Origin of the sequence: Pseudonocardia terrae (assembly GCF_021343995.1) — a bacterium.
Lineage (GTDB): Bacteria > Actinomycetota > Actinomycetes > Mycobacteriales > Pseudonocardiaceae > Pseudonocardia > Pseudonocardia terrae.
In genome coordinates this window covers 43,904-63,078 of record NZ_JAJTTE010000022.1, presented here as the reverse complement: position 1 = coordinate 63,078, position 19,175 = coordinate 43,904, and the positions used below count along the sequence as shown (strand labels likewise).

Annotated in this window: 18 protein-coding genes and 1 pseudogene; 16 read left to right on the top strand and 3 right to left on the bottom strand. The window is 73.8% G+C overall.

Annotated features, from left to right (window positions below; all coding sequences use genetic code 11):
* Nucleotides 1–138: 138 nt before the first annotated feature.
* The 10 genes and pseudogenes from mbhE to LWC33_RS16520 form a co-directional block, all read left to right on the top strand.
* Nucleotides 139–2,520: a hydrogen gas-evolving membrane-bound hydrogenase subunit E gene (gene mbhE / locus LWC33_RS16565; RefSeq protein WP_233305285.1), complete on the top strand. Its 2,382-nt coding sequence runs from the start codon at nt 139–141 to the stop codon at nt 2,518–2,520.
* Nucleotides 2,517–3,071 carry an MnhB domain-containing protein gene (locus LWC33_RS16560; protein ID WP_233305284.1) on the top strand — a complete coding sequence of 185 codons (555 nt, stop codon included), beginning with the start codon at nt 2,517–2,519 and terminating at the stop codon, nt 3,069–3,071. The genes mbhE and LWC33_RS16560 overlap by 4 nt, the downstream gene beginning before the upstream one ends.
* Entirely contained in the window at nt 3,071–3,550 is a 480-nt protein-coding gene (locus LWC33_RS16555) for a Na(+)/H(+) antiporter subunit C (protein WP_233305338.1), read from the top strand. The genes LWC33_RS16560 and LWC33_RS16555 overlap by 1 nt, the downstream gene beginning before the upstream one ends.
* A complete protein-coding gene (locus tag LWC33_RS16550) occupies nt 3,547–5,082 on the top strand; it encodes a Na+/H+ antiporter subunit D (protein WP_233305283.1) in 1,536 nt (511 codons plus the stop codon). The genes LWC33_RS16555 and LWC33_RS16550 overlap by 4 nt, the downstream gene beginning before the upstream one ends.
* A gap of 28 nt (nt 5,083–5,110) precedes the next feature.
* Nucleotides 5,111–5,605 (top strand): Na+/H+ antiporter subunit E, encoded by a 495-nt coding sequence (locus LWC33_RS16545; RefSeq protein WP_233305282.1) that lies wholly within the window; start codon nt 5,111–5,113, stop codon nt 5,603–5,605.
* Nucleotides 5,602–5,868, top strand: coding sequence for an MrpF/PhaF family protein (locus LWC33_RS16540; protein WP_233305281.1), 267 nt, complete (start codon nt 5,602–5,604; stop codon nt 5,866–5,868). The genes LWC33_RS16545 and LWC33_RS16540 overlap by 4 nt, the downstream gene beginning before the upstream one ends.
* A complete protein-coding gene (gene mnhG / locus LWC33_RS16535; protein ID WP_233305280.1) occupies nt 5,865–6,239 on the top strand; it encodes a monovalent cation/H(+) antiporter subunit G in 375 nt (124 codons plus the stop codon). The genes LWC33_RS16540 and mnhG overlap by 4 nt, the downstream gene beginning before the upstream one ends.
* 9 nt (nt 6,240–6,248) lie before the next feature.
* The gene (locus tag LWC33_RS16530) at nt 6,249–6,773 is read left to right on the top strand and encodes a gamma carbonic anhydrase family protein (RefSeq protein WP_233305279.1); all 525 of its coding nucleotides are present in this window, start codon (nt 6,249–6,251) and stop codon (nt 6,771–6,773) included.
* Nucleotides 6,773–7,453: a uracil-DNA glycosylase gene (locus tag LWC33_RS16525; protein ID WP_233305278.1), complete on the top strand. Its 681-nt coding sequence runs from the start codon at nt 6,773–6,775 to the stop codon at nt 7,451–7,453. The genes LWC33_RS16530 and LWC33_RS16525 overlap by 1 nt, the downstream gene beginning before the upstream one ends.
* A 39-nt stretch (nt 7,454–7,492) precedes the next feature.
* Nucleotides 7,493–7,561, top strand: a pseudogene (locus LWC33_RS16520) (DUF1540 domain-containing protein); the annotation flags it as partial.
* Here the strand turns inward: LWC33_RS16520 and LWC33_RS16515 are convergent.
* Both LWC33_RS16515 and rpmB read right to left on the bottom strand, forming a co-directional pair.
* Nucleotides 7,531–7,866 carry a hypothetical protein gene (locus LWC33_RS16515; protein ID WP_233305277.1) on the bottom strand — a complete coding sequence of 112 codons (336 nt, stop codon included), beginning with the start codon at nt 7,864–7,866 and terminating at the stop codon, nt 7,531–7,533. The pseudogene LWC33_RS16520 and the gene LWC33_RS16515 overlap by 31 nt on opposite strands.
* 193 nt (nt 7,867–8,059) lie before the next feature.
* Entirely contained in the window at nt 8,060–8,251 is a 192-nt protein-coding gene (gene rpmB / locus LWC33_RS16510) for a 50S ribosomal protein L28 (protein ID WP_233305276.1), read from the bottom strand.
* 157 nt (nt 8,252–8,408) lie between these two features.
* Here rpmB and LWC33_RS16505 point away from each other — a divergent pair, with 157 nt between their 5' ends.
* Both LWC33_RS16505 and recG read left to right on the top strand, forming a co-directional pair.
* Nucleotides 8,409–9,974, top strand: coding sequence for a DAK2 domain-containing protein (locus tag LWC33_RS16505; RefSeq protein WP_233305275.1), 1,566 nt, complete (start codon nt 8,409–8,411; stop codon nt 9,972–9,974).
* Complete coding sequence (gene recG, locus LWC33_RS16500) at nt 9,974–12,190, top strand: ATP-dependent DNA helicase RecG (RefSeq protein WP_233305274.1); 2,217 nt, start codon at nt 9,974–9,976, stop codon at nt 12,188–12,190. The genes LWC33_RS16505 and recG overlap by 1 nt, the downstream gene beginning before the upstream one ends.
* Before the next feature lie 95 nt (nt 12,191–12,285).
* Here recG and LWC33_RS16495 read toward each other — a convergent pair whose 3' ends face one another.
* A complete protein-coding gene (locus LWC33_RS16495) occupies nt 12,286–13,146 on the bottom strand; it encodes a hypothetical protein (protein WP_233305273.1) in 861 nt (286 codons plus the stop codon).
* Nucleotides 13,147–13,404: 258 nt separating this feature from the next.
* Between LWC33_RS16495 and LWC33_RS16490 the strand changes: the two genes are divergently transcribed.
* From LWC33_RS16490 to LWC33_RS16475, 4 genes are all read left to right on the top strand, one after another.
* Nucleotides 13,405–16,782 (top strand): pyruvate carboxylase, encoded by a 3,378-nt coding sequence (locus LWC33_RS16490; RefSeq protein ID WP_233305272.1) that lies wholly within the window; start codon nt 13,405–13,407, stop codon nt 16,780–16,782.
* Between the two features lie 75 nt (nt 16,783–16,857).
* Entirely contained in the window at nt 16,858–17,451 is a 594-nt protein-coding gene (gene rsmD, locus LWC33_RS16485) for a 16S rRNA (guanine(966)-N(2))-methyltransferase RsmD (RefSeq protein WP_233305271.1), read from the top strand.
* Nucleotides 17,448–17,930, top strand: coding sequence for a pantetheine-phosphate adenylyltransferase (gene coaD / locus LWC33_RS16480; protein WP_233305270.1), 483 nt, complete (start codon nt 17,448–17,450; stop codon nt 17,928–17,930). Before rsmD ends, coaD begins: the two co-directional genes overlap by 4 nt.
* 113 nt (nt 17,931–18,043) lie before the next feature.
* Nucleotides 18,044–18,790 (top strand): DivIVA domain-containing protein, encoded by a 747-nt coding sequence (locus LWC33_RS16475; RefSeq protein WP_233305269.1) that lies wholly within the window; start codon nt 18,044–18,046, stop codon nt 18,788–18,790.
* The last annotated feature ends 385 nt before the right edge of the window (nt 18,791–19,175 follow it).

The window sequence follows — 19,175 nt, the reverse complement described above, 5'->3', positions numbered from 1 at the left end:
CGGGCCGACCAGTAGGATCGGTGTCGGCGCCGGATTCCGGCGCACTCTGTCCGAAGCTCGTCAACGACCCGACGCACCCTGAGCCGGGCCGCTCCCTTGAGCATGCGCGCCGCACGGGTGTCGCGGGACGGAGGTGTCTTGCTCGCGCTCGTCGTCGCCCATCTCGTGGTGGCCGCGCTGCTGCCCCTGGTGTCGCGGCGCAGCCGGCGGGCCGCCTTCGGGATCGCCGCGGTGCTGCCCGCCGCGACGCTGGTCTGGGGGTTCGCCCACCTCGGGGCGGCGCTCGGGCCCGGTCTCGAGGAGACGGTGACCTGGTCCTCCGCATTGGACCTGGAGCTCGGGTTCCGGCTCGACGCGCTGGGCCTGGTCATGATCGTGCTGGTGGGCGGGCTCGGGGCGCTGATCCTGGCCTACAGCGCCTGGTACTTCGGGAAGGACAGCCGCGACGCCCCGCGGAACTCCGCGCTGCTGCTCGCGTTCGCCGGCGCGATGCTCGGCCTCGTCCTGGCCGACGACCTGCTCACCCTCTACGTCTTCTGGGAGCTGACGTCGATCGCGTCGTTCCTGCTGGTCGGGCAGGGCGGCCTGCACCGGGCCAATCGGCGCGCCGCCGTGCAGGCGCTCCTGGTCACCGTGCTCGGCGGGCTCGCGATGCTGCTCGGGATCGTGTTCGTGGGCGAGTCCGCGGGCACCTACCGGATCTCGGAGATCGTCGCCGCGCCGCCGGTGGGCGGGCTCGCCGCGACCGGCATCGCGCTGATCCTGGTCGGGGCCCTCACCAAGTCGGCCCAGGCGCCGTTCCACCCCTGGCTCCCCGCCGCGATGGCCGCGCCCACGCCGGTGAGCGCGTACCTGCACGCGGCGTCGATGGTGAAGGCCGGCGTGGTGCTGGTCGGCCGGCTCTCGCCGGGCTTCGCCGACCGGGCCGAGTGGTGGGTCCCGATCGCGGTGCTGGGGCTCGTCACGATGCTGATCGGTGGCTGGCGGGCGCTGCACGAGACGGACCTGAAGCGGCTGCTGGCCTTCGGCACGGTGAGCCAGCTCGGCTTCCTGATGGTGCTCTTCGGCTCCGGGGACCGGATCGGCGAGGTCGCGGCGCTGACCATGCTGCTGGCGCACGGCCTGTTCAAGGCGCCGCTGTTCATGGTCGTCGGGATCGTCGACAAGGTCACCGGCACCCGCGAGGTCGGCGCGCTGTCCGGGCTCCGGCGCGGGCTGCCGGGCCTCGCGGTCGCCGCCGTGCTCGCCGCGGCGTCGATGGCCGGGGTGCCGTTCCTGCTGGGGTTCCTGGGCAAGGAGGCGGCCTTCGAGGCGTTCGTGCACCAGGGCCTGTACTACGACCCCGCCCGCGGCTGGGTCCTCGCGCTCGGCCTGCTCACCGGGTCGGTCCTCACCGTCGCCTACTCCGCGCGGTTCCTGTGGGGCGCCTTCGCCGACAAGCCGGGCGTGGAGCCCGTCGACCCGAAGCGGCCGGCCCGGGGCCTGCTCGTGCCGACCTGGACGGCCGCGGTCGCCGGCCTGGTGCTCGGCTGCGTCCCGCCGCTGGTGAACGCCCTGGCCCAGCCCTACGCCGACGCGTACCCGGCCACCGACGCGACCGAGGCGGACTACCACCTCGCGCTGTGGCACGGGTTCTCGCTGCCGCTGCTGTTCTCGGTGGTCGCGCTGGCCGTGGGCCTCGCGCTGCACGTCGGCCGCGACCGGATCACCGGCCTGCACCGGACGCTGGCCCACCCGCTGTCCGCCCAGCGCGGGTACGAGGTCGTGGTGGCCGGGCTGGAGCGGGCCGCCACCCAGGTCACCGGTCGCGTCCAGGTGGGTTCCCTGCCCGTCTACCTCGGCGTCCTGCTGTGCACGGTGCTCGTCCTGCCGGGCATCGCGCTGCTCACGGGCGGCGCGTGGCCGCGGGACCAGTCCCTGGTCTCGTCGTTGCTGCAGCTGCCCCTCGGGCTGATCGTGGTGGTCGCCGCGCTCGCGCTCACCCGGGTCCGCCGGCGGTTCACCGCCGTGCTGCTGGTCGGCGCGATCGGCTACGGGATCGGCGGGCTCTTCGTCGTCGACGGGGCGCCGGACCTCGCCCTGGCACAGTTCCTGGTCGAGACGCTCACCCTCGTCGCGTTCGTGTTCGTGCTGCGCCGGCTGCCCGCGCACTTCGACTCGGACGGCGGCACGGACACGGCATCGGGGAACCGCCCCCGCCGGGGCGTGGAGATGCGCAAGGCCGTGCTGGCCACCGTCGCGGGCGTGTTCGTCGCGGTCGCGGGCGTGGTCCTCAGCGGGGCGCGGCAGCAGCCGCCGGCCGCGAGCGGCGAGTTCGTGGCGCGCGCCCCGGAGGCCGGGGCGGACAACGTCATCGCGGCGATCCTCGTCGACTTCCGGGCCCTCGACACGGTCGGCGAGATCACCGTGCTGCTCATCGCCGCGGCGGGCACGGCGAGCCTCGTGCTCGCCACCCGGTTCGACCGGAGACGCAAGGCCGGCGGCGGCACCCCCGAACACGAGAAAGAGGTCCTCGGATGAGCACCCGCGAACCGGTGCCGTTCACGCAGTGGGACGAGCCGGAGGGGGAGTGGACGCTGCCCGGCGCCTGTCCCGTGCGCTCCAACCGCACCCTCATGCTGGAGGCCGCCGCCCGCTTCCTCTTCCCGACCGTGCTGGTCTTCTCGGTCTACCTGCTGATCGTGGGGCACTACGCGCCCGGGGGCGGGTTCCCCGGGGGCCTGGTCGCCGGACTGGCCTTCGTGCTGCGCTACATCGCCGGCGGAGAGTCGGAGGGCGCCGAGATCGGCTCCCGGTTCGTCGTGCGTCCGCCGGTGCTCATGGGGCTCGGCCTGCTGGTCGCCGTGGTGTCCGCGCTCGCCCCGGTGGCCTTCGGCGCACCCGTGCTGGCCAGCGCGAAGGTGACGTTCGAGATCCCGCTGGTCGGCACCGTCGACCTGGTCTCCAGCCTCGTGATCGACATCGGGGTGTACCTGCTGATCATCGGCGTGGTGCTCGACCTGCTGCGCTCCCTGGGCAGCGGCATCGAACGGGACGCGCGGGAGGCGGCCGGGGAGGAGGCGGGGCCGTGATCACGATCAACGTCGCGATGGCGGTCGTGCTGGCCGTCCTCTACTCCGTGGGCTTCTACCTGCTGCTGCAGCGGTCGCTGATGCGGATCCTGATCGGCATCGTGGTCCTCGGGCACGGGGCGAACCTGCTGCTGCAGCTCGCCGGCGGCCCGCCCGCGCGCGCCCCCGTGCTGGGCACGGCCCTGCCGGAGGAGTTCGCCGACCCGCTCCCGCAGGCCCTGGCCCTGACCGCCATCGTGATCACCTTCGCGCTCACCACCTACCTGCTGGCCCTGGGCTACCGCAGCTGGGTGCTGACCGGCCGCGACGAGGTCCAGGACGACGTCGAGGACCGCCGCGTGGCCGAGCGGGAGCGCCCCGAGGGCTCGATGGAGGAGGACGCCGAGGGCCCGGACGACGAGGAGGATCCCGGCTCCGCGGCCGCCTCCGACCGGACGGACGAGCCCGCCGAGGTCTCCGGGAGCGGGGCGGCGCGGTGAGCACGCTCGTCACGCTGCCCGTGCTGCTGCCCATCCTGGGCGCGGCCCTCACGGTGCTGGCCGCCCGTTCGGCACGGATCCAGCGGCTGATCGGGCTCATGGTGCTCGCCGCGGTCTCGGTCGTGGCCGCGGTCCTGCTGGTCGCGGCGGACCGGACCGGCCCCGTCGTCGCCGAGCTGGGCGGCTGGCCCGCGCCCGTCGGGATCGTGCTCGTGGCGGACCGGCTCTCCGCGCTGTTGCTGCTGATCTCGACGGTGGTCACGCTCGCGGTGCTGGTCTACGCGATCGGCCAGCGGATCTCCGACTACGGCCGGGAGACGGCCAGCACCACCTTCCACCCGATCTTCCTCCTGCTCTCGACGGGTGTGTCCCTGGCCTACCTGACCGGCGACCTGTTCAGCCTGTTCGTGGCCTTCGAGATCATGCTGGCCGCGTCGTACGTGCTGATCACCCGGCGGACCAACGCCTCCCGGATCCGCTCCGGGATGACGTACGTGATCATCAGCCTGACGTCGTCGCTGCTGTTCCTCACCACGATCGCGCTGGTGTACGCGGCCACCGGCACCGTCAACCTGGCCGACCTCGCGGGCCGGGTGGCGGCACTGCCGGAGGGGCTGCGGACGCTGCTGTCGATGCTCACGATCGTCACGTTCGGCATCAAGGCCGCGATGGTGCCGCTGCACTTCTGGCTGCCGGACAGCTACCCCAACGCGCCCGCCCCGGTCACCGCGCTGTTCGCGGGCCTGCTCACCAAGGTCGGCGTCTACGCGCTGCTGCGCACCCAGACGCTGGTGTTCCCGGGCACCGGCCCCTCCGCGGTGCTGCTCGTGCTGGCCGTGCTGACGATGGTCGTGGGCGCGCTCGGCGCGCTCGCCCAGGACGACCTGAACCGGCTGCTGTCCTTCCTGCTGGTCAGCCACATCGGCTTCATGCTGTTCGGGCTCGCGGTGTACGACGCCCGGGGCGCGGCCGGCACGGCCCTCTACATCGTCCACCACATCACGGTGCAGGCCACGCTGTTCCTCGTCAGCGGCCTGATCACGAGACGGACGGGCACGGTGTCGATCGACGCGATGGGCGGGCTCGCGCGGCGCGCGCCGATGCTGGCGGTGCTCTTCGCGATCCCCGCGCTCACCCTCGCCGGCATCCCGCCGACGTCGGGCTTCGTGGCGAAGCTCGCGCTGCTGCAGGCGGGGGCCACGGGCGGGGCGGCCACCGCCGTCGTCGCCGGGTTCGTGGTGCTCGCCAGCCTGCTCACGCTGTACGCGATGGTCCGGGTCTGGGTCCGGGTCTTCTGGGGCACCGAGAAGGAGCCGCTGCCCGACGACGACCCGACGGACGAGCTGGTCGTCGGCACGGCGCGGGCCTCGCGGCCCATGTACGCGGCCACCGTCGCCCTGGTCGCGGTGAGCGTCGCGATCGCCGCCGCCGCCGGGCCGCTGTCCGCGGTGACCGAGAAGGCGGGCTCCGATCTGATGGCCCGCACGCCCTACATCGAGGCGGTCCTGGGTCGGGAGGCGGTACTGGGATGAGGGGCGGTACTGGGATGAGGGCGTCGGGATGACCGTGCTGCGCCGCTGGCCCCAGGTCCTCTGGCTGACGGTCGTGTGGGTCCTGCTCTGGGGCACGATCTCGGTGAAGATCGTGCTCGGCGGGATCCTCGTCGCCGCCGCCGTGACCGCGCTGTTCCCGCTGCCGCTGCTGCCGCGGCTGCCGTTCCGGCCGTGGGCGCTGCTGCAGCTCGGCGGCTACCTGCTGGTCGACCTGGTCGTCTCCGGGGTGCAGGTCGCCTGGGAGGCGCTCCGCCACGGCCCCCGCGCGCAGGCGGGGATCGTCGCCGTGCCGCTGCTGACGGACTCGGAGCGGATCACCACCTTCGTCGCCGCCGCCACGGCACTGACCCCGGGGACCGTCGTGCTGCAGATCGACCGGGCGGGCGGCCGCCTGTACGTGTACACGCTGGGCCTGCGCCGGCCGGACGACGCCGCGCGGGTGCGCCGGCAGATGGAACGGCTGCAGGAACGCATGGTGCGAACCGTGGGGGAGGGACGATGACGATCGTGTTCGCGCTGGTCCTCGGCATGCTCGCGGCGGCGGCGGTGATCAGCGTCGCGCGCGTGCTGCGCGGGCCGGGCACGCTGGACCGGGTCGCCGCGCTCGACGTGTTCGTGGTCCTCATCGTGGCCGCGTCGGCGGTCTACATCGCGATCTACCGGGACGGGTCGACGATCCCGCTGATGGCGGCCGTCGCGCTCGTCGGGTTCGTCGGGTCGGTCACCGCGGCCCGGCTGGTCGAGCGCTGGGAGCGGCACCGGTGAACGGCGGGACGGTCACCGACGTGGTGTCGGCCGTGTTCCTGCTGCTCGGCGCGCTGTCCTGCCTGCTCGGCGCGCTCGGGCTGGTCCGGCTGCCCGACCTGCCGGCCCGGCTGCAGGCCGCGACCAAGCCGCAGACCCTCGGCCTGCTGCTGATCCTGGTGGGCACCGCGGTGCGGCTGGACTTCGAGAACGCCGCCACGCTGGTCCTGGTGATCCTCTTCCAGGCCGTCACGGCGCCCGTGATCTCGCAGATCGTGGCCCGGTCGGCCTACCGCACGGGCACGCTCGACCGGCGGGCCCTCGTCGTCGACGAGCTGGCGGAACGGATGGAGCACGAGGCCCGGGAGGGCGGCCCGGCCGGGCGAAAGTAGGCTCCGACCGTGGCTGTCTACGCGCTCGGTGACGTCGAACCCGACATCCATCCCGAGGCCTACGTCCACCCGGACGCGGTCGTGATCGGGAACGTGAAGCTGGGGGCCCAGGCGTCGGTGTGGCCGACGGCCGTGCTCCGCGGCGACGACGGCTACATCGTGGTCGGCGAGCGCACCAGCATCCAGGACGGCTCGATCATCCACACCACGGCACGGCAGCCCACGCTGATCGGCAACGACTGCACGGTGGGGCACAACGTGCACATCGAGGCGGCCGACATCGCCGACAAGGTGCTGATCTCCTCGGGCTCGGTGGTGCTCAACGGCTCGACGATCGGGGAGGGCGCGGTCGTGGCCGCGGGCGCGGTCGTCTCGCCCAACGCCGTGATCCCGCCCCGGCGCATGGCACTCGGCATCCCCGCCCGCGTACGTGAGGGCTACGAGGTGCCGGAGGACCGGTTCCGGTACGCCGTGGACTCGTACGTCCAGCGGGGCAAGCGGTTCCGCGCCGAGCTGCGCCGGCTGGACGTCTGATGGCCGCCAAGCCGCTGGCCGAGGTCGTCGAGGAGGGGTGGGCCCGGGCGCTGGAGCCCGTCGCGCCCGTCGTGGCGGAGATGGGGGAGTTCCTGCGCGCGGAGCTCGCCGCGGGCCGGAAGTACCTGCCGGCCGGCGCGAACGTGCTGCGGGCCTTCCAGCAGCCGTTCGACGAGGTCCGGGTGCTGATCGTGGGGCAGGATCCGTACCCGACGCCCGGGCACGCCGTCGGGCTGTCCTTCTCGGTGTCCGCCGACACCCGCCCGCTGCCCCGCTCCCTGATCAACATTTTCAAGGAGTACCAGGAGGACCTGGGGCTGCCGCTGCCGTCGTCGGGCGACCTCACGCCGTGGACCAAGCAGGGCGTGCTCCTGCTCAACAGGTGCCTCACCGTGGAGCCCGGCTCGCCCGGCTCGCACCGCGACAAGGGCTGGGAGGCCGTCACCGAGCAGGCGATCCGCGCGCTGGTCGAGCGGGACGCGGAGCCGCTGGTGGCGATCCTCTGGGGGCGCGACGCGCGCAACCTCGCGCCGCTGCTCGTCGACGTCCCGATCATCGAGTCCGCCCACCCGAGCCCGATGTCGGCCGACCGCGGCTTCTTCGGCTCGCGGCCCTTCAGCCGGGCCAACGACCTGCTCGAGGAGATCGGCGGCGAGCCCGTCGACTGGCGCCTGCCGTAGTGCGGCCGTGTGTGACCGGAATCGCACTCTGCCCAGGACATGCCCCAGGTGCAGGCCTGTTCGGTCGGCTCCTGTTCCTACAACCAGAACTCCGACTGCCACGCGGGGGCGATCACGGTCGGCGGCGACCACGCGCACTGCGGCACCTTCGTCGAGATCTCGTTCCGCGGCGGGACGGACCGGGGCGGGATGGTCGGCGCCTGCCACCGCTCGTCCGAGGTCGCGGTCAACTCGATCCGCGCCATGCGGTCCGCGAGCGGATCGGCCACGCGGGCCGTGAGACGCACGGCGCCGGCCTCGTGCCCGTCGGCACAGCGGGTCCGGTCCTCGTCCAGCGCGGACATCAACCGGCGCCGGGCCACGGGCGGACCCAGGATCACCGTCACCTCACCGAGCGGCAGCCGCAGCCCCACGCACGCCTCCCTCACGCCGACGTCGACTGAGGTGAGGCCAACCCTCGCACCGGCGCACGGTCGAGGCGTTCCCGGCCACAGATCATCGGCGCCCTCACCACCGGATCACCGGCGTGCTCCGCACGGCGCACGGCGACGGGGCGGCCTCCCGGAAGGGAGACCGCCCCGTTCGCGTCTCGCGGGTCGCTCGCCGTCAGGCGCGCGCGACCTTGCCCGCCTTGAGGCAGGAGGTGCACACGTTCAGGCGCCGACGGTTGCCACCGTCGACCTTCGCGCGCACGGTCTGGATGTTCGGGTTCCAGCGGCGGTTGGTACGGCGGTGCGAGTGCGAGACGGACATGCCGAAGCCCGGACCCTTGCCGCAGACGTCGCAGACGGCAGCCACGTCGGACACTCCTCGGGGTAGACAGACAACGTTGCGAGGCCCGGGTTGACCCGGGCACGTGCCGTCCAGGGTAACCGGCCGTCCGCCGGACCTCCCACCGGCCCCCGCCCGCGCCCGACCGGGCCACCGCGACACACCCCCTCGATAGGGTGGGGACGTGCCCCCGACGCTCGACGCCGCCCTGCTCCGGCGCTGGGCCGCCGCCGCCGTGGCGGGGCTCGACCGGCACCGCGGCGAGCTCGACGCGATCAACGTCTTCCCGGTCGCCGACGCGGACACCGGCACCAACATGCTCCTCACCCTGCAGGCCGGCGCCGACGCGGTCGACCCGGTCTCGACGGAGGCGGCGGAGGTCGCCGCGACACTGGCCAAGGGCGCGCTGCGCGGCGCCCGCGGGAACTCCGGGACCATCCTCTCCCAGCTGCTGCGGGGGCTCGCGGAGGCCGTCGGCGCCGGCGAGGACCTGCCCGGGGCGCTGCGCCGGGCGGCCGAGCTGGCCACCGCCGCCGTCGCCGAGCCGCGCGAGGGCACCATGCTCACGGTCATCGCCGCCGCGGCCGAGGCCGCCGCCGAGCTCGGCGGGGACCCGGCGGCCGTCGCCGACGCCGCCCACGCGGCCGTCGCCCGCACCACCGGCCAACTCGCCGAGCTGAGCCGGGCCGGGGTGGTCGACGCGGGCGGGCTCGGCGTCGCCGTGGTGCTCGACGCCCTGGTCGAGGCGTGCGCGGGCCGGGTGCCCGAGCGGTCGCGGGTCGTCGTCCGGGACCGGGCGGCGCTCACCGCGGCCCGCGAGTCCGGCTCCGAGCAGTACGACAGCGAGGTCATGTACCTGCTCGACCGCACCTCCGACGACGCGGTGACCGGCCTGCGCGCCCGGCTGACCTCGCTCGGCGACTCCGTGGTCGTCGTCGGCGACGGGTCCGGGACCTGGAACGTGCACGTCCACTGCACGGACGTCGGGGCGGCGATCGAGGCGGGGGTCGAGGCGGGCCGGCCGCACCGGATCACCGTCATGCGCTTCGACGACCGCCCGCCCGAACCCGAGCGGCCGGCCTTCCGCCGTCCGCGCGCGGTGCTGATGATCGCCACGGGACGCGGCGTGGCGGAGCTCGCCCGCGCCGCGGGGGCGGACGTGCTGGAGACGCGGCCCGGGCACACGGTGTCGGGCAAGGAGCTGACCGACGCCGTCGAGGCCACGGGCGCCGCCCACGTCGCCCTCATGACCTGCGACATCGGCCTGCTCAGCCTGGCCTCCCGGGTCGCGGGCGCGGCCCGCGACGAGGGCCGCGAGGTCGTCGTCGTGCCCACGACCTCGGTGCCGCAGGGCCTCGCCGCCCTCGCCGTGCACGACCTGTCCCGCAACCCCGCCGACGACGTCGTCGCCATGGCCGAGGCCGCCGCCGGGACCCGCACCGGCGGGCTCCTGGTGGCGGAGGCGGAGGCGCTCACGTGGGTGGGACGGTGCGCGCCGGGCGAGGTGCTCGGGATGAGCGAGGGCGAGGTCGTGCTGATCGCCCCCGACCTGACTGTCGGTGCCCTGTGGTTGGCTCATCGCATGCTGACTCCGGGTGGTGAGCTCGTCACTGCGCTGTTGGGGGCGGATGCGCCCGAGGAGCTGGGCAGCGGCCTGGCCGAGGACCTGCGCCGCACCCACCCGGAGGTCGACGTGGTGGTCTACCGCGGCGGGCAGGCGGACTTCCCGCTCGTGCTGGGGGTGGAGTAGTGGCCCTCACGACGATCGACCTCGACACCCCGCTCATCGACGTGGTGGGGAAGGCCTCGGCGAACGCCCTGGGCGGCAAGCTCGAGCTGCACACGGTCGGGGACCTGGTGCGGCACTACCCGCGCCGGTACGTCGAGCGGGGCAAGCTCACCGACATCGCCGGGCTCGAGGTGGGCGAGTACGTCACGGTGATCGCCACGGTGGCCTCGGCCACCACGCGGCAGATGCGCACCCGCCGCGGTCAGCTGATGAACTGCACGATCCGGGACGCGAAGGGCGCCACCCTGTCCTGCACCTTCTTCAACGCGCAGAAGGTCAAGGGGTTCATCCAGGTCGGGCGCACGCTGATGTTCTCCGGCACGGTCTCCGTGTTCCGCAGCGGCCGGCAGACCACGCTGCAGCTGACCCACCCGGAGTTCGAGGAGCTGGAGGAGGACGCCGAGGACCGGCCCTTCATCTCGATCTACCCGGCCACCAAGGGCGTCCGGTCGCAGGCCATCGCGCGCAGCGTCCGCCAGGTGCTCGCCCTGCTCGACGACCCGACCGACCCGCTCCCCGAGGACCTGCGCCACGAGCACGAGCTCATGCCGCTGGGCACCGCGCTGCGCAAGATCCACGTGCCGCAGTCCGAGGCGGACCGGCACGCTGCGCGGGGCCGGCTGGTGTGGGACGAGGCGTTCGGCGTCCAGCTCGCGCTGTCGTTGCAGCGGGAGCGGGCGATGCACCGGCCCGCGGCCCCGTCGCCGCGCAAGGCGGGCGGCCTGCTCGAGGCGTTCGACCGGATCCTGCCGTTCCCGCTCACCGCCGGGCAGACGTCGGTCGGCGAGGAGATCGCCGAGGACCTCGGCCGTCCGTTGCCGATGAACCGCCTCGTGCAGGGCGACGTGGGCGCCGGCAAGACCGTCGTCGCGCTGCGGGCGATGCTGCAGGTCGTCGACAACGGGCGGCAGGCCGCGATGCTGGCGCCCACGGAGGTGCTGGCCACCCAGCACGCGCGGTCGCTGCGGGCGATGCTCGGGCCGCTCGGCAACGGGGGCGAGCTCGGCTCGTCCGACGGGGCCACCCGGATCACGCTGCTCACCGGGTCGATGTCCACGGCGGAGCGGCGGCAGGCGCTGCTGGACATCCAGTCCGGGGCCGCGGGGATCGTCGTCGGGACGCACGCGATCATCGAGGACACGGTGGGCTTCGCCGAGCTCGGCCTGGTGGTGGTCGACGAGCAGCACCGGTTCGGCGTCGAGCAGCGGGACGCGCTGCGCGGCCGCGGCGAGCGCACCCCGCACCTGCTGGTCATGACGGCCACGCCGATCCCCCGGACCGTCGCCATGACGGTCTACGGCGACCTGGAGGTCTCGGCCCTCACCGAGCTGCCGAAGGGGCGCTCGCCGATCAAGACCACCGTGGTGCCGGCGGGGGAGAAGCCCTCGTGGCTCGAACGCGTGTGGGCGCGCATCCGCGAGGAGGTCGCGGAGGGCCACCAGTGCTACATCGTGTTCCCGCGGGTGGGCGGGGAGTACGCGACCAAGAAGAAGGGCCGCGACCCGGAGGACGCCGACGACCCGGACGACGCCGGCGCCGACGGAGACGACGGCGAGCGCCGGCCGCCGCTCGCGGTGCTCGACATCGGGCCGAAGCTGGCCGAGGGGCCGCTGGCCGGGCTGCGGATCGGGACCCTGCACGGCAAGCTGCCCGCCGACGAGAAGGACACCGTCATGCGGGCCTTCGACGCCGGCGAGCTCGACGTGCTCCTCGCCACCACGGTGATCGAGGTGGGCGTCGACGTCCCGAACGCCACCGGGATGATCATCATGGACGCGGACCGGTTCGGGCTCTCCCAGCTGCACCAGCTGCGCGGCCGGGTGGGCCGCGGCTCGGCGCCGGGGGTGTGCCTGCTGGTCACGGACATGCCGGGCGGCACCACGGCCCGCGAGCGGCTCGACGCGGTCGCCTCCACCACGGACGGGTTCGAGCTCGCCCGGCTGGACCTGGAGCTGCGCCGCGAGGGCGACATCCTCGGCTCCTCGCAGTCCGGGCGGCGCTCGGGGCTGAAGCTGCTGTCGCTGCTGCGGCACGAGAAGGTCATCTCGGCGGCGCGGCTCTCCGCGGCCCGGCTGGTCGCCTCCGACCCCGGCCTGGCCCACCACCCCGGGCTGCGCGCCCTCGTCGCCGAGACGGTGGGGGACGAGGAGTCCGCGGCCTACCTCGACAAGGTGTAGGCGCGGGCACGATCCCGCGAGTCGGGCTGTGGGTTTCCGCGAGTCGCGCTGTGGGCTCCCGCGAGTCGGGCTGTGGGCTTCGGCGAGTCGCGCAGCTACGCGCTGAGCTGTCCCCGGCCCTCGTTCTCCAGCGCGGCCGCGGCGGCGCGGGGCAGGTGCACCACGCCCGCCTTCTCCAGCCGGGCCAGCTCGGAACGGGCCATCGCGTAGGCGGCGAGGCGCTCCGCGTCGTTGTCCGAATCCCGGGCGGTGGTCAGCAGCTTGATGGCCCGCTCCACGGACGCACGCTCCGACGCCGACAGCGAGGAGTGCCGGATCCGCTCGGCCGCGTCGCGCGCGGCCTCCCACGCCCGCACCGCCCGGTCGACGGCGGCGACGAACAGCTCCGCGTGGTGGCGGTCGGCGGGCCGCTGGTCGGTGTCGAGGGCCTGGGCCTCGGCGAACGCCTCGACGAACCGCCCGGTGCTGGGCACCGAGACGTCCGCCAGGGCGGGCAGCCGCAGCACCGCCATCGGGTCGCACTCGTAGGCCGTGTACTCCTCGCGCAGCCGGTCGAACCGGGCGCGGGCCTGCGGCCACGGCGGCGCCGGCGGAGCCTGCGGCCGGGGGGCCGCGACCGGCGGCGGGGGCATCGGGCGGCGCCGCCCGGCCCGGTGCGCCGTGATCGCGACGACGGCGAGCAGGAACAGCGGGGAGAAGGAGACCGCGGCGAAGGCGGTCGCGGCGGCGGCACTGCCCAGCAGCCCGACGAGCAGGATGATCAGCGGGAGGGCGATCCACGGCGACGGCACGGCCATCCCGGGCCGGTACGGACCGTGGTGCCGGTGCGGCGGACCCCCCATCCGGCGCGCTCGCCGCGCCGACCGCTCACCCGGATTCTCCCAGCGGAAACCCTGCCCCCGGCCGTAGCCGCCGGGCCCGCCGAAGCCGCCCGGGTGATGCGGACGCCGTGTCATGACTCCTTGGTACCCGAACGGGTGGTGACGTGCATCGACCCTGCGGGGGAATGTCCCGGTCGGCCGCATTCGCGGGGTCGCGCGTCTCAGCGGCGTCTCAGGCGCCCCCGCCGCGGACGCGCCGTGCTCCGGCCCGCGCACCCCGTCCCGTCAGGTGGTTCTCCGGTCGACGGGTGTCCGGGCCGCGTGCCACGATTCCCCGTCCCCGCCGCCACCGCGGCGCGGACGCACGTCACGTCCGACGGACCAGGGAGCCGGATGTTCTCGAAAGTGCTGGTGGCCAACCGCGGGGAGATCGCGATCCGGGCGTTCCGGGCCGCGTTCGAGCTGGGGATCTCGACGGTGGCGGTGTTCCCCCACGAGGACCGCAACTCGCTGCACCGGGCGAAGGCCGACGAGTCGTACCTGATCGGCGAGCGCGGCCATCCCGTCCGCGCCTACCTGTCGGTCGAGGAGATCATCAAGGCCGCGAAGAAGGCGGGCGCCGACGCCGTCTACCCGGGCTACGGCTTCCTCTCCGAGAACCCCGATCTCGCCGCCGCCTGCCACGAGGCCGGCATCATCTTCGTCGGGCCGCCGTCGGAGGTCCTGCACCTGACCGGCAACAAGTCCCGCGCGGTCGCGGCCGCGCGCGAGGCCGGGGTGCCGGTGCTGAAGTCGTCGGAGCCCTCGGACGACGTGGAGACCCTGCTCGCCGCGGCGGACGAGGTCGGCTTCCCGATCTTCGTCAAGGCGGTCGCCGGCGGCGGCGGACGGGGCATGCGGCGGGTGGAGAACCCCGGCGACCTGCGCGACGCCGTCGAGGCCGCCTCCCGGGAGGCCGAGTCGGCCTTCGGCGACGGCACCGTGTTCCTCGAGCAGGCCGTCGTGAACCCCCGCCACATCGAGGTGCAGATCCTCGCCGACGGCGACGGCAACGTCGTGCACCTGTTCGAGCGGGACTGCTCCGTGCAGCGGCGCCACCAGAAGGTCGTCGAGATCGCGCCGGCGCCGAACCTGGACCCCGGGCTGCGCGACCGCATCTGCGCCGACGCCGTGAACTTCGCCCGCCACATCGGCTACCGCAACGCGGGCACGGTCGAGTTCCTGGTCGACGAGCGCGGCAACCACGTCTTCATCGAGATGAACCCGCGCATCCAGGTCGAGCACACGGTGACCGAGCAGGTCACCGACCGCGACCTGGTGATCGCCCAGCTGCGCATCGCGTCGGGCCTGACGCTGCCGGAGCTGCACCTGACCCAGGACGAGGTCACGCTCTCCGGCGCCGCTCTGCAGTGCCGCGTCACCACCGAGGACCCGGCCAACGGCTTCCGCCCCGACACCGGGGTCATCTCCGCGTACCGGTCCCCGGGCGGCCCGGGAGTGCGGCTCGACGGCGGCACCGTGCACACCGGCGCGGAGGTGTCGGCGCACTTCGACTCGATGCTGGTCAAGCTGACCTGCCACGGCCACGACTTCGCCAACGCCGTGCGCCGCGCCCGCCGCGCGATCGCGGAGTTCCGGATCCGCGGCGTCTCCACGAACCTGCCGTTCCTCGCCGCGGTGCTCGACGACCCGGACTTCGCCGCCGGACGGATCACCACGAGCTTCATCGAGGAGCGGCCGGAGCTGCTGAAGGCGCGCCCGTCGGCCGACCGCGGCTCGCGGATGCTGGCGTACCTGGCCGAGACCACGGTGAACCGGCCGAACGGTCCGCGCCCGGAGGTCGTCGAGCCCGTCGACAAGCTGCCGCCGGTGGACGTGAACGCCGAGCCGCCCGCCGGGTCCGCCCAGCTGCTGCGCGAGCTCGGCCCGGAGGGGTTCGCGCAGCGGCTGCGCGACCAGAAGGCCGTCGCGGTCACCGACACGACCTTCCGGGACGCCCACCAGTCCCTGCTGGCCACCCGCATCCGCACGCGGGACCTGCTCGCGGTGGCCCCGCACGTCGCGCGGACGGCGCCGGAGCTGCTCAGCCTGGAGTGCTGGGGCGGCGCGACCTACGACGTCGCGCTGCGGTTCCTCGCGGAGGACCCGTGGGAGCGGCTGGCGGCGCTCAAGGAGGCCGTGCCGAACATCTGCACCCAGATGCTGCTGCGCGGGCGCAACACCGTGGGTTACACGCCGTACCCGACCGAGGTGACGGACGCGTTCGTCGCCGAGGCCGCCGAGACCGGGATGGACATCTTCCGGATCTTCGACGCGCTCAACGACATCTCCCAGATGCGCCCGGCCATCGAGGCGGTCCGCAACACCGGCACGGCCGTCGCCGAGGTCGCGCTCTGCTACACGGCGGACCTGTCCGACCCGGGCGAGAAGCTCTACACCCTCGACTACTACCTGCGGCTGGCCGAGCAGATCGTCGAGGCCGGCGCGCACGTGCTGGCGATCAAGGACATGGCCGGGCTGCTGCGCCCGCCGGCCGCGCGCACCCTCGTCGAGGCCCTGCGCAGCCGGTTCGACCTGCCGGTGCACCTGCACACCCACGACACCGCGGGCGGCCAGCTGGCCACGCTGATCACCGCGATCGACGCCGGGGTCGACGCCGTCGACGGCGCGGTCGCCTCGATGGCCGGCACCACGAGCCAGCCGTCGCTGTCGGCGCTGGTCGCGGCCACCGACCACACCGAGCGGGCGTCGGGCCTCTCGCTGCAGGCGGTGAGCGACCTGGAGCCGTACTGGGAGGCGGTGCGGAAGGTCTACGCGCCGTTCGAGTCCGGGCTCGCCTCGCCGACCGGGCGCGTGTACCACCACGAGATCCCGGGTGGGCAGCTGTCCAACCTGCGCCAGCAGGCCATCGCGCTCGGCCTGGGGGACCGGTTCGAGCTGATCGAGGACTGCTACGCCGCCGCGGACCGGATGCTGGGCCGGCTGGTGAAGGTCACGCCGTCGTCGAAGGTCGTGGGCGACCTGGCGCTGCACCTCGTCGGCGCGGGCGTCACGGCCGACGACTTCGAGTCCGACCCCGGGAAGTTCGACGTCCCGGACTCGGTCATCGGGTTCCTGCGCGGCGAGCTGGGCGACCCGCCGGGCGGCTGGCCGGAGCCGTTCCGGACCCGGGCGCTGGAGGGCCGGTCGCCGGAGGCCGAGCACGCCGAGCTGAGCATCGAGGACCGGCGCGGGCTGCGCGACCATCGCCGGACGACGTTGAACCGGCTGCTGTTCCCCGCCCCGACCAAGGAGTTCGAGGCCCACCGGGAGCACTACGGGGACACCAGCGTGCTGTCGTCGAAGGACTTCTTCTACGGGCTCGAGCCGGACATCGAGCACACCGTCACCCTCGAGCAGGGCGTGACGCTGCTCATCGAGCTCGAGGCGATCTCCGAGGCCGACGAGCGCGGCTACCGGACCGTGCTGACCACGCTGAACGGTCAGCTGCGACCGGTGTCGGTGCGCGACAGGTCCATCCAGACGGACGTCAAGGCCGCGGAGAGGGCCGAGCGGGGCAACGACCACCACGTGGCCGCGCCGTTCGGCGGCGTCGTCACGCTGCAGGTGGGCGAGGGCGACCCGGTGTCCGCCGGCCAGACCGTCGCGACGATCGAGGCGATGAAGATGGAGGCCAGCATCTCCGCCCAGCGCGGCGGCACCGTCTCCCGGCTCGCCATCGGCAAGGTCCAGCAGGTGGAGGGCGGCGACCTGCTGCTGGAGATCGAGTGAGGCGCGGCCGCGTCGCCCGTGCGTGGTAGTAGTGCCCCGACACCACTTCCCACCCACGGGCGCCGGAGGCGCAGCTTGACCAGGATCATCGCGGGGCGCGCCCGCGGGCGACGGCTCGCGGTGCCCGGCGCCGGCACCCGGCCCACCTCGGACCGGGTGCGGGAGGCGCTGTTCTCCGCGCTCGACCACGACCCGGGCCTCGAGGGCGTCGCGGTGCTCGACCTCTGCGCGGGCACCGGCGCCCTCGGGCTCGAGGCCCTCTCCCGCGGGGCCGCGCACGCCCTGTTCGTCGAGTCCGACCGCAAGGCGGCGGGGGTGCTCCGCCGCAACCTCGCGACGGTCGGGCTGGGCGGGGAGGTCCGGCTCGGCGCGGCCGGGACGGTGCTCGCCGGGCCCGCACCCCGGCCGTTCGACGTCGTGCTGGTCGACCCGCCCTACGCCGTCACCGACGCGGAGGTCGCGACCTGGCTGCACGCGGCCGCCACGCACGGCTGGCTGGCCGCGGACGCCGTGGTGATCGTCGAGCGCGGCCGGTCGGGGGAGACCGGCGCCGGTGGTTTCCCCTGGCCGGAACCGCTCGAAGCCGTGCGTGAGCGTCGTTACGGGGACACGGTGATCCACGTCGGCGGCTGTTACGGTCCGGCCATGCCAGCTGAGGCGCAGCGATGAGGCGCGCGGTCTGTCCCGGCTCGTTCGACCCCGTGACGCTCGGCCACCTCGACGTCATCTCGCGGGCCGCCGGCCTGTTCGACGAGGTCGTCGTGGCCGTGCTGATCAACAAGAAGAAGCAGGGCCTGTTCTCCGTCGAGGAGCGCATCGCGATGCTCGAGGAGACCACGGCCGACCTCCCGAACGTCCGCGCCGACTCCTTCCACGGCCTGCTCGTCGACTACTGCCGGGCGCACGACATCAAGGCCATCGTGAAGGGTCTGCGAGCCGTCACCGACTTCGACTACGAGCTGCAGATGGCGCAAATGAACCAGCGGCTCTCCGGTGTGGACACGCTGTTCATGTCGACCAACCCCGAGTTCAGCTTCCTGTCCAGCTCGCTGGTCAAGGAGGTCGCGACCTACGGCGGCGACGTCGCGCACCTGCTGCCGCCCACGGTGCACCGCCAGCTCCTCGACCGGATCGCCGAGCGCAGCTGAGGTCCGTACCCGGGTGCCGCGCGGGTCAATCGTGATCACCCGGACGGAACTTGACACGCCCTGGGCGTGGCCAATCCGGGGAACCGCGCCGCGCCGGTGAGAGGATCGCGGCCGTGTACAGGGTCTTCGAGTCGCTCGACGCACTGGTGACGGTGGTGGAGGAGGCGCGGGGCGTCCCCATGACCGCCAACTGCGTGGTGCCGCGCGGTGACGTCCTCGACCTCCTCGACGACCTCCGCGAGGCGGTCCCGGGCGAGCTCGACGACGCGCAGGACGTGCTCGACCGTCGGGACGAGATCGTCGGCGAGGCGGAACGGGAGGCCGAGGAGACGCGGACCGCCGCGTCGACCGAGGCCGAGGAGATGCTCGCCGAGGCCCGCGCCGAGGCCGAACGGCTGGTGGCCGAGGCCCGCGAGGAGGCCGAGCGCACCCTGGCCGACGCCCGGCACGAGGCCGACACGATGATCGCCGACGGCCGGCAGGAGTACGAGGAGCTCACCGAACGGGCCCGGCACGACGCCGACCGCCTCGCCGAGGCGGGCCGCACCACACACGACCGGTACGTCGCCGACGGCCAGGCCGAGCAGGCGCGCCTGGTGTCCGGCACCGAGGTGGTCCGGGCGGCGCACACCGAGGCCGCGCGGATCGTCGACAGCGCCGACGGGGAGGCCGACCGGCTCCGCCGCGAGTGCGACGGCTACGTCGACGCCAAGCTCGCCGAGTTCGAGGACACCCTCACCAAGGCGCTGCGCACGGTCAGCCGGGGCCGCAGCGAGCTGTGGAAGGGCGGATCGCCCAACGGCACCCCCGCCACCGCCCTGCACGGGCGCACCGGGACGGGGATGGACCTGATCGACTGAGCGCTCGGCGCTCGTTCGGCGGGCCGGTTCGTGGGTCGGGGTCGTTGGGGGCGGGTTAGTGGCCGGGGTCGTGGGGCCGGGTTAGTGGGGGTTGGGTTCGTGGGGCCGGGTTTGGGACCGGGTTCCTCGGGTCGGGTTCCTCGGGCCGGCCTCGGTCCGGTCGAGCCGACCGGGTCCGTTGGTCGGGTCGCCCGAGCTCGCCGGCGGCGATCGTCGATTGTGTGCGCCGAGGGTTGTGTGAGGTGCCATGGGTGCATGGCATCGCTGATCATGCGGCGCGCTCGCCGGTCACGATCGCCGTTCGGGTGCGGGGAAGGCGAGCCCGGCTGCCCTGAGTGCACAATCTCATCGATCATGGGAAGACGTTGTCGTGATCGTTGTGGGG

Coding starts and splice junctions, on each gene's coding strand:
- LWC33_RS16560 (WP_233305284.1), top strand. CDS start 2,517: ATGAGCACCCGCGAACCGGTGCCGTTCACGCAGTGGGACGAGCCGGAG.
- LWC33_RS16495 (WP_233305273.1), bottom strand. CDS start 13,146: ATGACACGGCGTCCGCATCACCCGGGCGGCTTCGGCGGGCCCGGCGGC.
- LWC33_RS16490 (WP_233305272.1), top strand. CDS start 13,405: ATGTTCTCGAAAGTGCTGGTGGCCAACCGCGGGGAGATCGCGATCCGG.
- LWC33_RS16540 (WP_233305281.1), top strand. CDS start 5,602: ATGACGATCGTGTTCGCGCTGGTCCTCGGCATGCTCGCGGCGGCGGCG.
- LWC33_RS16545 (WP_233305282.1), top strand. CDS start 5,111: ATGACCGTGCTGCGCCGCTGGCCCCAGGTCCTCTGGCTGACGGTCGTG.
- LWC33_RS16525 (WP_233305278.1), top strand. CDS start 6,773: ATGGCCGCCAAGCCGCTGGCCGAGGTCGTCGAGGAGGGGTGGGCCCGG.
- coaD (WP_233305270.1), top strand. CDS start 17,448: ATGAGGCGCGCGGTCTGTCCCGGCTCGTTCGACCCCGTGACGCTCGGC.